This window comes from Sphingobacterium sp. GQ94 (assembly GCF_059758715.1).
The window spans coordinates 91,192-105,115 of sequence record NZ_JCAXEC010000004.1; the positions used below are offsets into that span (position 1 = coordinate 91,192).

Here is a 13,924-nt window from a genome sequence, read left to right on the forward strand (position 1 = left end):
ACTTGAACTCTAGGCTAGTTTGGGAGAAGGGCTCGTCGGCCAAAAGACTATTCAAACTATCTAAGGATCTTGTCCTTGCTTCGTACTAAAATGGTCTAAGGTTTAGATAGCATTCATTTCTTTTTCACCAGAATAAAAAGACGATAAAATAAGCTATACAAATAGTAAAGAATAATATAACTCAAAATTTATGAAAAATTAAAGAACAAAATAATGTTAAAAAGAATCAAAAAAAATGCAATGGTCTTGGTAGCCTTGGCTATTGCAGTAGGAAGTTTAGCTTCAGCTGGTATAAGTAAATATCACAATACACATGAGGTGTTTTCGGGTCCAGTATGGTATGAAGTAGAAGTAGTTAATCCATCATTAGGACAGACCCCAAGTAATCTGAAAATCACAGGTATAGCTCCTACTCCGCCAAATAATACAAGTCCCGGAAATTTTTGTGGCACCAAAAATCTAACTGATTCTTGTATGGCTCGAATCAATACAGATCAATTAAATGATCCAGAAGACATCTTAGATTTGACCATTGATGAAGCTGAAAATTTAGATGCACCTTTAGAGCCAGAGGCATCAGGTGACGGTTATGCTCGATCAGAACAATAATCAAATTAGAAACAAGGATGGCGATTATAAACCGGGACTGTAAACATTTTGAATCGCCTTTACAGAATTGGTTTATAATCGTTACCTAACCTTTACTTATCTCGGATTTTGCACGAAACCTCCAAAATTAATTTCTTTATCAGGAAGTGGCCAAGTGTTTTTAAGACTTGATGACTCTAAATAATATTTATTCCCGTTAATTAATCGTTCAACACTTTCCGAATATTCAGGATTATAACCATTTCTACGAAGATCTTCCCATCTTGTTCCCCTTAAGACAAGTTGCTTTCTTCTCTCGACCAAAATTTTTCTAATCATTTCTTCTTGGTTCTCAATTTTCAGATCTTGAAATTCATCGGTCTTATGTCTTTTTCGCAAAAGGGCATTGAGCGATTCATTCGCCATTTCTATTTTATTTAGTCGAGCTTCTGCTTCTGACTTAATTAAAAAAATTTCATCAATTGCTAAACCACAAAATAGCATACTGAAACCAGTATAGGTTCCTTTAAAATGGTAGTTATCTTGTGAGTTCTTTGTGAAATACACTAATTTTCTAAGATCTGAATCTTCATAAAGATCTAATAAAGATGTGTCTACAGGCATTTCCAGGCCAAAAACCTCTATATTACTATCATAAAATATTATTTCGGGATTTGACTTCCCATAATCTCCAGTGAATGGAAAATCTTGATCATAATTTATCGAATTATAATCAATTAAGGTTTTTCGAATATCTAGTGTCTTATTAGCATAAGTTAATGCCATTTCATATTCGTCCATTAATAAATACATTTTTGAAAGTAAAGCCAAGGAAGCAATTTTTGACGCTTGAATTGCGTTTTGAAAATCTCCATCAAACAATTTCAAAGATTCTTTTAAGTCGTAAATGATTTGTGAATAAGTCTCTGAGACAGTTGATCTTTTTATATTTAAACTAACATCCGATTCTAATCGTAAAGGTAAACCAAATGCATCTAAATCTCGAGCTTGGTATGGAGCAATAAAATTCTGACTCAATTGATAGTAATTATAGGCTCTGTGAAATAGAGCCATTGCTTTCAAATTGGATAGTTTAGCAGATTTAACTTCTATCTTTTCTAACACTTCTATTGCTAAATTTGCGTATTTAATCCTATTATAACACTGATTCCAATCCGGTACATCTGCGCCTTCGTAAACATCGGTTAACCATAAATAAGCATTCCGCTTATAAACCAACCTAACAGCACTATGTTGACCATCTGATAACAGGTATTCATCAGAACCAGCGACCGATAACTCTCTTCCGGCGCCCTGATAAATAATTCCATTAATTAATGCTTCAGCATCTTCTAGAGTTGTCGGAATACGTAGCGCTTGATCGCTTTTTACATCTAAAAATTTGTCTCCACATCCTACCATAACAACCATTGAAAGGGTAAGAAAAATAAAAATTGTATGCTTCATTATTTAAGACTTAGTTTCATTCCTATAGAATAAAGTTTTTGTACATTATATTCCTTACTATGGTAGTCCGGATCGATATTTTCTGTATTTTTTCGCCATATAATTCCTAGATTTTGGGCTAAAACATACAAATTCAATCTATCTATTACTTTTGAATCGATACTGAAATCATAATCTATTTTTACATCGTTAAGTCTAATATGATCAGCTGGCTTTACCAGGGCTGTAGTATATAAATAAGCTGTACTTTGCATTGGCTTTCCTTCCCCAAAACCGACGGCTCGAGGCACATCCGTAACTTTTTCATCCCCTGCTTTTTTCCACCGCCTGAAGTAATCCATGTGGTATATACCATAGTATTCATTTCCAGAATCCAAAGTATTCTTCCGGAAAACATAACCGAGCTTAAATTGAATCAAAAAAGATAGAGATAAATTTTTCCAACTTATATCATTTCGAAAAGAACCGTAAGAAGTTGAAATAGCTGATCCAGACTGTATTAACTCATCTCTTTTTTTAGAATAGAAATATGATGCATAATCATCTGTTTTTATACCATTTAAATAAATTAATGGAAATCCTGTCATGGGATCCAACCCATACCATGGTAGTGCATAAACCATATCTTTAGAAATTCCCTTTTGTGGTGGCGCAGCACCGGTAAAATAATAAGATAAATCGGTCATTTCAGGAGTATTATATTTGAGTATTTTATTTTTAACTAAACTCCATAATACTGTACCGCGCCATTGAAATGATTCTGTATTTAAACGAGTATTCAACTGCAAATCAATTCCCTTAGTTTGAATATTTGCATAGTTAATAAGATAATCATTAAATATTCCAGTAGAGGGAGGTAAATATGTGTTCCCGATTAAATCTATTCCTGTCTTCTTATACAGATCGATGCTTCCAGAAACTATTTTATTCTTTAAGCTAAAATCTGAACCTATATTAATAGTCCTAACATTCTCCCATCTTAAAGAAGGATTTCCAATACTATTTATAATAGCAGCTGGTACATTCAGTAATGGATTTTCATCAATTCTTATTATTGGATAATGAGAAACATTTTTATTCACATTCCCGCTGTATCCATAAGTAATTCTTAATTTCAATAAATCAAATAAATCAGTTTTTAAGAACTCCTCTTGATGAATATTCCACGCTGTTCCAATAGACCATAATGCTGTTCCTTTTTCATTAGTCTTAACTCCAAACAGGTTTGATGCATCCCACCTTATACTTCCTGTCAACAAATATTTACTAGCATAACTATAACCAAGATTACCATAATATGAAAGAAAATTATCTTTTAACATTGCATGTTTCGGGTTTAAAAACGGTATTCTTGCCCTTCCAGAAGGTCGTATTGCGTGTAAAGATTGAAAGTCTAAGATACTATTACCTGTCAATAATTCTGTATCATAGTTATACATGACAGATCCAGGAAGAGTTTCGTTTTTCATCATTCTTACTTCGAAACCTGTTAATGCATCAATTGAATGCATATTATATTTGAAATTATTCATATTTAACTGAGCCCGATAAGAATGTGCCGTACTTCTGTCTAAGGGGTTTCTTAAAAAAATTCCATTATCAGGGATAATTAGTTTATTATCAGGTTGTGTATATCTATTGACTAGGTTACGAACATAGTAAGAGCTTTTATCGTAAACTGTATGCGACTCTGATATACCTTTTTCAAATTGATAATTTCCGCTCAAATGTAAAAATTTAAGAAACTTTTGTTTAAATGAAACTCTTATAAGCACTTCTTCTCCTTGAGATATATTATTGATCAAATTCAAATCATCTAGTGGTCTGTAATTCCAATCTTTTAAACCTAAATATCTTGCCTGATCCGTATATTGGAACGGAAATCTGGTAGATATAGATAGGTTTTCTCCGTTCTCATTTCTTAATGGCATATATTGATTATTCACAAGTGAGGAGTGTTCTAAAGATTGAAAACTTATCCCATTCATTTGAGCATTTCTCGAACTATATTTTAGTCCCGTTGTCAAATCAAAATTCTTACTGGTTAAAAATGTTCCAGAGGAATTTACGGTAAATCGGTTAGAATTATTCCCTATTTGTTCGCTATTATGAAAGTCAGCGCCTAATGATATATTAAAACGATAGTATTTTCCCCCACCTGAACCAGATAATGCATACTGTTGCAAATGATTAGGTTTATATAAATATTTCATGGCTTCTTGTCGACTCTCTGTTTGTTTAAATATCCCCTCTTGTCGTTCAAATTCTTCTTCGGTGATTTCGTCCTTTTTAAGTTTTTCCAATAATTCCACATAAGCAGGTATTGCTGTTTTGTCATTAAATACATAAGCACCCTTTTCATACTTCTCTTTTTCAATCGCTAGAATAACAGCAGAGGGTAACCTGTTTTGACTAGTCATGAAGTCAGGTTTTCCATTTAAAGTATGATTTTGATTAAAGTTAATTTGAATTGGACCATTGAATTTGCCACTTTTTGACTGAATCACAATTACACCATTTCCAGCACGAGCACCCCATATTGAAGCTGCTGCCGCATCCTTAAGTACGCTAACACTTTCTATATCAGCAGGATTAATATTTCTTATATCACCATTATAAGGAAAGTTGTCCAATACAATTAACGGCGTTTCATCCGAATGGATCGTGCTTAATCCTCTTACTCTAATATCAGATGCTGATGTACCCTCAGGGGTTTTAAATTGCAGGCCTGGAACAAGATTATCTAATCTAGATAAAATATTATCTCCTACCGATCGATTTAAAAGCTTTTCATCAATGTGAGAATAGGCCCCTGTTGCCCTCTCTTTTGGTAAATTAAAATATCCAGTATGTATAACTTCGACTTCCTGTATTAAGGACTGATGTGGTATCATATAGATATTATTTTGTTCTTTCCATTCCGCAACAGTAAAATCCACTGACTTGTATTGCAAATGTTCAATACGTATATCAGAGGTTGAATCTGAAAACTGTAATGAAAAAAAACCGGATTCATCACTGAGCGTCCCTTCTTTCTTTCCAATCAAAAAAATAGATGCCCCTTTTATTTTTGTACTATCTATACTTGACCGAAGGTATCCTTTAATTGTAATATTTTTCTCCTGAGCAAAACCGATTCCGATTAGAGAAATATAGATTGTTAACAATACGATACACTGAGTCCATTTTATATTTAGAGTTAAATTCATCGTCATATTCTCTTAATTTACTTTGTAAACTATATCATCAGGAACACGGTCTAGCTCACCAGTGAGAATATCCTTGAATAATTTTTGATCCTTAGGAACTCCTTGCGAAACACCAAAGTATTTACCATCTTTTATCCAAACCATTGGTCCCAATACACTTTTGTTAAAGAAATACTTACTTAAGGCGAATGCACTTCTACCTATTACATGTATACTTTTCCAGTCTCGCTTTTTAATCTCCAACGGAACACGATATGAATAATCTATTGCTACACCGATAAACTTTACATCCTTGCCGAATTTTTCTTTTTCACTTTCCCATAGATTAACAGACTCTAAGCATGGCTTGCAATGTGAATTCCAGAATTCCAATAATAGAAAGCCATTTCCTGTCAAATCTCTTAAACTTATAACATCTTTAATAGTGTCGGAAGGATTTACTATCCATAAAGGCATGTCCAAAATATAATCAGGAAGTTCACCCCCAACTGCGATTGGAGCAACTTGTTCTCCAACAATTTCATATAATTCTGCAGGGTATTTACTAAGGTTTGCTTGGGGAAATTGTTTTAAAATCTTGTCTGAAGAAAACGCATAATCTTTTCGATTCACCGAATTAATTAAAAAATCTATAGATCGCAGATTAGATGCTGACCGATCCAAATTAACGTTTTCAATAGGCAGCTGTCCAGAACACACTATACTGACAATCATATGAGATAAAAAAACTAAAGATTTTAATATATCATGTTGATATTTATTAGAAATGTTTTTTTCCGTGCTTTCCTTTAACACCTTACTGATGAACTTCTTATCATTGTTGTTGTATCTTATACATTTTTTAGACCTCAGCAAATAACTATTTCTTAATTGTATGGGATTCAATCGTTCACCCGCTTTCTCTTTTAGTATTAATACTCCGTGTTTAAAGATTTTTTTTGATAATATATCTATTGGTTTAAGGTATTTTTCTTTTATTACTTCGGAAATTGATATATCAATATCAAAAAGGCTAAAGCCATTGGATACTTTGACAAAACCATCTGTCTTACTTGAAAATTGATACAATAGATTTAATTTAGAGGTATCGCTTTCTTTCTGAGAGATATCATTATCTGTAAGTTCTTGACATTGATTAACAAGACGATTTTTCATCGGTGATATAGCTGTTTTATTATAGCTTAGAAGACAATAATTTATCTTATTTGAATCGTGGGGTGCCCTAAAAAATCTAGGCAATAGCTCTCCCCGCACATAAAATTTGTTCATTTTTATGGTTATAATATGGTAATGCAAATAGCTTCTCTACGGATCAGTAAGATCCTCAAAGTGGCAATTGCTATTCTGTTAATAAGATTTTAAATAAACGAAATCCATGCACTTGCGCCTCAATAGGGAATTTAATCGGTTTGTTATCGGCAGGATTCGAAAGATAGATGGGTACATATAATGATATATTATCAATCTGGAGGTGATTTTACCAATACCAAAATATTAACCCAATCCATCTTGGATTGGGTTAATAAACCACCCTCTAATATTAGGGGCTCTTTTAACTCAATTCTGAGCACTGAAAAACCGACATCAGATTTGAAGTTAAACTTATTGCACGTAAACCTATTAAAAAGTTTTTTTTTCATGGCTTCCTCAATTCGTTTTGTTTTTCAGTCCGCAGAATGAAGAATGTGTATTAGTTATAATTGTATTATCAAAGGTAACAAATTAAAACAATGTATTCAAATAACACTACAAAATATTTTTAATTTTTATTGTCTTTTGATATATGGAGTTTGATGAAGGAAAATTTTCAATTGCTTTTGGTCAATACCTAAAAGATATTCGAGAGGGGAAAAAAATAAGGATGGGGGAAAAAATTAGTTTAAGAAAATTGGATCAATTATCAGGTATAGACCATAGCCATATACATAAAATAGAAAAAGGAATAATTTCCCCTTCCCTACTTACTTTAAAAGCTTTGGCACTTGCATTAGAAATCAACTTAGTTGATTTAGTGAACTTTGAAAATTGATTATTTCAAACTGTTAATTCGAATCTGGCATAATTTGTCCGTAATGGTTAACATTTTATTTAACCTTCTGCTTATTTCCTGAATATCAGCTAAATCTACCTCAAAATCAAGTTTATATTTACCACTAATATAGGCCCTGTTCAAGAGGTCAAATAATCTTTTTTCATTGGTATCTTTTACTTCAGGGAAAATTGTATTTAGATCTGCAGAAATAGCATTAACAGCATTTCGGTACTTGTATAAATTATGAAGCTTAGGTTTTATTCCCATAAATACCAACAATAACGCACTATAAATAGATTCAACTGTCTGAAACAAAAACCAAGTGTTCAAGCCTGATCTAGATTTACCTTTTAACATTAAATCATAATCAAAATGGAAATGAGCATAAAATGTATTCGCATTACCAATCCAAAACTCATAATTATTTTCAACATTAATTCTAATTTGTTCAAGGCTAAGTGGCTTTGGTTCAATTAATTTACTATTTCCGTTATCGTACAATAGGACCCCTTCAAAATATACGGGTACAAAAAAGAAATTACCTGTTGACAACTCGCGATTAAAATAATCTATGTCATACATGAAGAAATTAATATCAGGACGTGATTTAATTCTTCTTTCAAGTTCCTCAGATAATTGATATTCTTTTATAGTAGTCTTATTGGTAACTACAATTAAGTCATAATCACTAATGTAAAAATATCGAATGCCATCTTTTATATAAACTTGGTCTTTATAATCACCCCTTGCATAACTACCATACAGGATAATCATATCCGGTGCAACAAAGTCACTAATCACTTGTTTAATGGCTTCTATCTCCTTGAGTTTGTGCTCTGGTAATGTTATAGGTAATTGGGCGTTCATAGGTTAAAGGTAGGGAAATTTAGTATGTTGGACAAGGTCTTATAACTCTTAATATAATGTAGGTATTAATTAAAATCATCGAAAAAAAATGTTTACCATTTCTTGATGAACATAGACCCAAGCTATCCTGTCACACAATTAAAGAAGACTTGGAACTATGAGCATCGTTTTCTCACTTCTTTTTCAAGTCTCGATAAACTATATGATTATGAATTCGACCTTTATTATTGATGAAGTACTCCATATTTTTACGGTTTTTTCATATTGTTCGAAAATAAATATTTCGAATCTTTGAAGGGTTTCATTCATCATCTTCTCTTTTGCTTCTTTCCCTTTAATTGTTCGTATGAAACCGCCTCCAATATGAAACGAAGATGGGGTCTCTATTTTCTTATCCCGATTAAATGGAACCGGGTATATACGAGCTAGCAGGTTCTAATTTCACAGACAATGATTACTTTAAATACATTGGGTTCCGAAGGATTGAACTATATTTATTAATAAACTGTATTTAAGATGATTATAATAAATATTCATTTTTTTTCAATTTAGATGTAATGATTTGGCAGAGATACCTGTCTTTTAGTAAATAAGCAATAATAATGATGAACCAAGAAACCTTTAAAAATACGGTATTTGTCCTAAAGGATAAGCTCTACCGGTTTGCAAATAGGTTTTTGGAACATCAAGAAGATGCTTACGACCTGGTACAGGAAGTTATGTTAAAGCTGTGGGAAAAGAGAGATCAGTTGGAGCAGCTGCAGAACATAGAAGCTTTCTCCATGCAAATGGTAAAGAATATGGCATACAACAAAATTGAAAGGTTAGCAAGTCAGGCGAAATATTTAAATCAGCTATCTGCTGATACTCAACCAGAAAAGTATCCACCATTAACACAGGAGTTAATTTTGAAAATGATTGATGATCTTCCTGAAAAACAAAGCTTGGTGATGTATCTACGAGACATCGAACAATATGAGATTGGAGATATCGCAGAGATGGTCGGCTTGGAAGAAAATGCAGTAAGGGTCAACTTATCGAGGGCCAGAACAACAGTAAGGTTAAACTTAACGAAGGTTTTTGATTATGAAAAAAGAAGAATTGGATAGGCTAAAGGCTCAGTTTTGGAAAGGTAACACTTCTTTGGAACAGGAGCGCAGATTGAAAGAGCTGGAAGAAGATAGATTCTTTGCCATGCTTCGGGAGCCAGAGCAGAAGATGGATTGGGACTTTGATGATTTCATGCAACAGGTTAACCAACAGGAAAAACCTAAAGTAAAGAAAGTCGTTCCAATGACTCGTCGTATCATCACGATAACAGCTGTTGCAGCCTCTTTAATAGTAGGACTCTTTGTAATTCGTCAAATAATTGAATCGAATGCCGATAAAGTTAAACCGCTAATAGTACGGACGGAAAGCAATAACCAAATTCTGGATATGGAATATCCTGAAACGAACGACAAACAAGGTATAAATAATCAGGATGAAACTCCAGAAATTATTAAGCCACACCTCAAGGTCACTGGAGTAGAAGATTCTCCTTTCATTGCTAATAAAAAAGGTCATCAGCAATCAAAAGAGAGCTTCGAACCAGCGCAGGCTATAGAAGAACAATTGTATGTTGAGATAAATGGTGTTAAAATCTACGATGAAGAAAAAGCAATAGAAGTCACTGAAACGGCATTGCAATTAGCCACCTCAAATCTAAGAAAAGGAATGAAGGGTGTTGAAAATATCAAGTATTTAAAAATTAAAATATAAAATAAGCTATGAAAACGCTCATGTTAATAATAAGTCTGCTTGTTGCGACGAGCACACACGCACAGATCTCTAAATTGGATGAAATATTCGAGCAATATAAAGAACAAAAAGGGGTAACATCTATTAAGATAGGTAAACCAATGTTCAAGATGTTAAACAAAATGAATATCGACGATGCCGATATAGAAACCTTCAAACCATTATTGAGCAAGGTAAACTCGATCAAGATGTTGATATTTGAAAATGCTGGTTCAGTCATTCAAAATGAAGTAGCCTCCGCAATTGACAATCTGAAATATGAAGAATTGCTGGTGATAAACTCAGATGGAGATAAAATTAAGTTCCTTGCTGAAAATGTAGATGGTGACTTGTTAGACAATCTCCTATTGAGTATCGATTCCGAAGGTGAAACTATATTTATGATTTTGGATGGATCACTGAGATATGATGACATCAACGCACTAGTAAATAACAAATAGATATAAGACCTAAAACATTAAAATTATGAAACGCTTTATTGGAATTATTTGTGCCACGATCCTATTAATAAGCATGCAAAGTTGCTTGATCAAAAGGAGTGCAAACATGGACTTTGCTAAGAAATCCAATTTATCCAATGATGCTGAAATTGTTTCCATCAATGTACCAGGCTTTCTGATGAAAACGTTTATTCGCGGGGAAATTAAAGAATTGGAAGAGGACGATCCTGCTTTAGCACTTGCTGTTAAAAAAATCAAAAAAATTAAATTAATGACTGTTTCGGGTGATGACAAAACTAATCTTTATGAAAAATTCGATAGCTACCTAGTAGATAATAATTTTGAAGAATTGATGAGTATCTATAGCGATGGTTCTAAAATCTCTATCAACACCAAAACAAAAGGAAACAAAATAAAAAATATTATGTTGGGCATTACTGATCAGGATGAACATGTATTTGTAGATCTTAAATCTAACTTAGATATTAATGAATTAAATAATTTGATAGAATATTACGAAGAGACCAAGAAAAAAAGTAACCGTCTATAAACTAATGTAACACGCAGAATAATTTATTATTGTCGGAAGTTGGGAGTGTCAAAACAGGGAAGTCTGCTTCAGTAATCTATTTTATCGCATACGATTAAATTCTTAGTGAAAGATTTTCTTGATTTGGTTGCTCATTTAAATCGAAAAATAATAACTGTTAAATGTAGATAAAGTAGAAGTCTAAAGGCGATGGAGAAAAAACGGGGTGCAATATCGGATATCAAATACGTTCGGGATATCTAAACTTACATACAAACCGGTATAGTTTCCACTTTACCGATTTGTATGATAATTATCTATAACACTTATTTTAATTTTAGCTTTAAATGGTGTTTTCCTGCCCCTAATTCTATCATTTTGTTACCATCTACATTTTCTGGTGCATAGAATGTAGCCGTAGAGTTTGCGGGAATTTCAACATTATATACAATGGTTTTTTTATTCTTTTTCCAGCTAGATACAATTTCGCCATAAGGAGAGCGGTGAGTAACCTCCGATTGATCTAGTCCTTCCGGGAATATGGGTTTTAACAAAATATTTTTAAATCCTGGATGTTCAGGATCTGGCAAGATTCCACCTAAAGATTTAAAAAACCAACCTCCTATTTCTCCAAACATCATGTGGTTATCAGAAATATCTCGTTTAGCCTCTAAATCCCAATTTTCCAGCAATGTAGTAGCCCCATTAACGACCCACCATCCCCAAGATGGATAGGTATCTTGAACGGCTACCTTATAAGCAGATTCACTATACCCATTGTTTTTAAGCGCATTCAGTAAAGCTTTTGCGCCTAATACTCCCACGTCAAGATGAAAATCAGTTTCTTGTACTTTCTTGTTAAGATTAGCAGCTACTTTGGTTTTCATATCATCTGGAACAACTCCCCAGTGTAGGGGTACGCTTAATTCCGTTTGCGTCCCGTCCGCATAAATGCCTGTCTCACGATTTAAGAATTTAGTGTTAATAGCGTTCTTTATCTTTTTGCTAAGCGCATCATATTTTCGATAATCGTCCTCATGACCAAAAAGCTTAGCCGCTGAGGCTAAAATTGTAGCATCTACATAAAAATAAGTGGAGGAAGTTAATTCAAGATTGGAATTTGATTTAACAGGAACCCAGTCACCTCTTCCAAAAGTCGTGAGTCCGTTAGTACTTGTACGGTCAACATACTCCACATACCTTTTTATATTTTCATAACAATCTTCAAGAAGTTTGCTATCCCCATAAAACATATAAACCTGCCAAGGAATAATAGCAATTGTGCTTGTCCAATCTAGCCCATTTGCAGTTCCATATCCCCAACCACCAGTTGGAATAATGTCTGGCAAGACACCGTTGGGTTGTTGTTCATCGCGGTGATCAGCCAACCACTTTTCATAAACGGTAATACCATTAAAATTATAGAACCCAGTCTCTATAGCTAAATGGCCGTCTCCTGTCCAGCCATTTTTTTCTCTTTGAGGACAATCAGTGGGGTAACCCATAAGATTAGATAGATATGCGTTATTGGTAATTCTCCAAAGATCATTGACCAATTGTGATGAAGTTTTGACTGTCCCTGTTTGCTCAACATCACTGTGCATAAAATAAGCAGTGATATTTGTTTCATCAAGCACAATGGGATTACTACTGGAAACTTCTACATAGCGAAAACCCTTATAATTAAATTTAGGCATAAATTCATCCTCTTTCTTACCGCTAAGGATAAGAATATCAGTTTGGAATGGATCTTTTTCTTTATCGCCTCGGTAGTATACGTCAATGTTGGACATATCCAAATGGCCCTGCTCATCCAACCGTTCACCATGCTTGATTTTCACCACTGTTCCTTCTGCACCTTTAACCTTAATTCTAGTAACCCCGGACATATTCTGTCCCATGTCAAACAGATAGGTTTTCTCGTCAATTTTTTTGACAGATATTGGATTATAAGCCTTTACTAAACGTATTGGTGCAACCTGTTGAGAAACAATATTATTTGATGGTGTACTTCGGTAGCGAACTCCCTGCCATTTTGAATCATCAAAATTAGCCGTGTTCCAGCCCTTTTGTTCTAATCGAGCATCGTAATGTTCGCCTGTATAAATGTTATTTGAAATAATGGGACCAGAAGATGTTTTCCAATCTCGTTCCGAGACGATAGTTTCTTCTGTTCCATCGGTATAAACAATATGAAGGTCCAAACAAAATGCAGGTCTATTTCTCCAAGGTGCGTTGTGGAAATCCCAGACGGCTAAGGGTTGGTGATTATACCAGCCATTCCCCAATATTACGCCTATAGCATTTGCGCCTGATTGAAGTTCCTTGGTCACATCATGTGTTACATAAAGCGTACGTCGATCAAAACGAGTATACATTGGATCTAACATATGATCACCAACGCGTTCACCATTTAAAGAAAGCTCAAACAAACCAGCAGCGGCAATATATGCACGAGCATATTTAATGGTTTTTTTGACATCAAATTGCTTTCTGAAATATGGAGCTTCCTTACGGTGAATATTGTTGTGATCACTAATCCAGGTTCCTTTCCACTGATTAGCTCCCATTATGCCCGTTTCAAAAGATGCAACCTGCGAGGAATGCGCTTTTCCATCTTTATCCCACGTGGTAACTTTCCAAAAATATCGTGTCAATGGTGTTAACTTAGTTCCTGAATAACGAACAAGAATATCCACTTCTATCTGCTTCCCCGTATCCCAAATTTCTCCCCTATCATTTACAACATCCAACGAGTCCCTACCAACACGTATTTGATATGCAGTTTGTAAAGCTCCTTGACGGTCATCCGAGAGCATCCACATTAATCTGGGATTTTCGGCATCTATGCCAATTGGATTGACTAAATGTTCGCATTTCAATCCAGTAGGTTGACCATTCTTTGGAGCAAGGTTTCCATAAAGGTTTCCACTTAATCCCAAAACTGCAAACAATAAAATTTTTCTCATTTCAATAAATATTTGTTTTTTCA

11 protein-coding genes are annotated in these 13,924 nt (G+C 33.9%); 6 read left to right on the plus strand and 5 right to left on the minus strand.

Annotated elements, in window-relative coordinates; all coding sequences use genetic code 11:
• Positions 1-213: 213 nt before the first annotated feature.
• A complete protein-coding gene (locus AC6CHH_RS05470) occupies positions 214-609 on the plus strand; it encodes a hypothetical protein (RefSeq protein WP_498280536.1) in 396 nt (131 codons plus the stop codon).
• Between the two features lie 96 nt (positions 610-705).
• On the opposite strand, the gene AC6CHH_RS05475 is transcribed toward AC6CHH_RS05470, so the two are convergent.
• From AC6CHH_RS05475 to AC6CHH_RS05485, 3 genes are read right to left on the minus strand one after another with little or no spacing between them, the layout of a single operon-like run.
• Positions 706-2,055, minus strand: a complete 1,350-nt coding sequence (locus AC6CHH_RS05475; RefSeq protein ID WP_498280538.1) for a RagB/SusD family nutrient uptake outer membrane protein — start codon at positions 2,053-2,055, stop codon at positions 706-708.
• Complete coding sequence (locus AC6CHH_RS05480; RefSeq protein WP_498280540.1) at positions 2,055-5,264, minus strand: SusC/RagA family TonB-linked outer membrane protein; 3,210 nt, start codon at positions 5,262-5,264, stop codon at positions 2,055-2,057. The genes AC6CHH_RS05475 and AC6CHH_RS05480 overlap by 1 nt, the downstream gene beginning before the upstream one ends.
• A 12-nt stretch (positions 5,265-5,276) precedes the next feature.
• Positions 5,277-6,533 carry a TlpA family protein disulfide reductase gene (locus tag AC6CHH_RS05485; RefSeq protein WP_498280542.1) on the minus strand — a complete coding sequence of 419 codons (1,257 nt, stop codon included), beginning with the start codon at positions 6,531-6,533 and terminating at the stop codon, positions 5,277-5,279.
• Positions 6,534-7,047: 514 nt separating this feature from the next.
• Between AC6CHH_RS05485 and AC6CHH_RS05490 the strand changes: the two genes are divergently transcribed.
• Positions 7,048-7,293 (plus strand): helix-turn-helix domain-containing protein, encoded by a 246-nt coding sequence (locus AC6CHH_RS05490; protein ID WP_498280544.1) that lies wholly within the window; start codon positions 7,048-7,050, stop codon positions 7,291-7,293.
• Here AC6CHH_RS05490 and AC6CHH_RS05495 read toward each other — a convergent pair whose 3' ends face one another.
• Complete coding sequence (locus AC6CHH_RS05495) at positions 7,294-8,163, minus strand: hypothetical protein (protein ID WP_498280546.1); 870 nt, start codon at positions 8,161-8,163, stop codon at positions 7,294-7,296.
• Between the two features lie 602 nt (positions 8,164-8,765).
• Between AC6CHH_RS05495 and AC6CHH_RS05500 the strand changes: the two genes are divergently transcribed.
• From AC6CHH_RS05500 to AC6CHH_RS05515, 4 genes are read left to right on the plus strand one after another with little or no spacing between them, the layout of a single operon-like run.
• Positions 8,766-9,272 (plus strand): GFO_1088 family ECF-type sigma factor, encoded by a 507-nt coding sequence (locus AC6CHH_RS05500; protein ID WP_498280548.1) that lies wholly within the window; start codon positions 8,766-8,768, stop codon positions 9,270-9,272.
• Positions 9,250-9,924: a hypothetical protein gene (locus tag AC6CHH_RS05505; protein ID WP_498280550.1), complete on the plus strand. Its 675-nt coding sequence runs from the start codon at positions 9,250-9,252 to the stop codon at positions 9,922-9,924. The genes AC6CHH_RS05500 and AC6CHH_RS05505 overlap by 23 nt, the downstream gene beginning before the upstream one ends.
• Positions 9,925-9,932: 8 nt before the next feature.
• Complete coding sequence (locus AC6CHH_RS05510) at positions 9,933-10,403, plus strand: DUF4252 domain-containing protein (RefSeq protein ID WP_498280552.1); 471 nt, start codon at positions 9,933-9,935, stop codon at positions 10,401-10,403.
• 25 nt (positions 10,404-10,428) lie between these two features.
• Positions 10,429-10,953 (plus strand): DUF4252 domain-containing protein, encoded by a 525-nt coding sequence (locus AC6CHH_RS05515; RefSeq protein ID WP_498280554.1) that lies wholly within the window; start codon positions 10,429-10,431, stop codon positions 10,951-10,953.
• Positions 10,954-11,258: 305 nt separating this feature from the next.
• Here the strand turns inward: AC6CHH_RS05515 and AC6CHH_RS05520 are convergent, their stop codons facing one another.
• Positions 11,259-13,901, minus strand: a complete 2,643-nt coding sequence (locus AC6CHH_RS05520) for an alpha-L-rhamnosidase (RefSeq protein ID WP_498280556.1) — start codon at positions 13,899-13,901, stop codon at positions 11,259-11,261.
• Between the last annotated feature and the right edge of the window lie 23 nt (positions 13,902-13,924).

Excerpts from the sequence above, each read along its gene's own strand:
- AC6CHH_RS05495 (WP_498280546.1), bottom strand. The coding sequence starts at position 8,163 with ATGAACGCCCAATTACCTATAACATTACCAGAGCACAAACTCAAGGAG.
- AC6CHH_RS05475 (WP_498280538.1), bottom strand. The coding sequence starts at position 2,055 with ATGAAGCATACAATTTTTATTTTTCTTACCCTTTCAATGGTTGTTATG.
- AC6CHH_RS05515 (WP_498280554.1), top strand. The coding sequence starts at position 10,429 with ATGAAACGCTTTATTGGAATTATTTGTGCCACGATCCTATTAATAAGC.
- AC6CHH_RS05490 (WP_498280544.1), top strand. The coding sequence starts at position 7,048 with ATGGAGTTTGATGAAGGAAAATTTTCAATTGCTTTTGGTCAATACCTA.
- AC6CHH_RS05470 (WP_498280536.1), top strand. The coding sequence starts at position 214 with ATGTTAAAAAGAATCAAAAAAAATGCAATGGTCTTGGTAGCCTTGGCT.
- AC6CHH_RS05510 (WP_498280552.1), top strand. The coding sequence starts at position 9,933 with ATGAAAACGCTCATGTTAATAATAAGTCTGCTTGTTGCGACGAGCACA.
- AC6CHH_RS05480 (WP_498280540.1), bottom strand. The coding sequence starts at position 5,264 with ATGAATTTAACTCTAAATATAAAATGGACTCAGTGTATCGTATTGTTA.
- AC6CHH_RS05520 (WP_498280556.1), bottom strand. The coding sequence starts at position 13,901 with ATGAGAAAAATTTTATTGTTTGCAGTTTTGGGATTAAGTGGAAACCTT.
- AC6CHH_RS05500 (WP_498280548.1), top strand. The coding sequence starts at position 8,766 with ATGATGAACCAAGAAACCTTTAAAAATACGGTATTTGTCCTAAAGGAT.
- AC6CHH_RS05505 (WP_498280550.1), top strand. The coding sequence starts at position 9,250 with ATGAAAAAAGAAGAATTGGATAGGCTAAAGGCTCAGTTTTGGAAAGGT.
- AC6CHH_RS05485 (WP_498280542.1), bottom strand. The coding sequence starts at position 6,533 with ATGAACAAATTTTATGTGCGGGGAGAGCTATTGCCTAGATTTTTTAGG.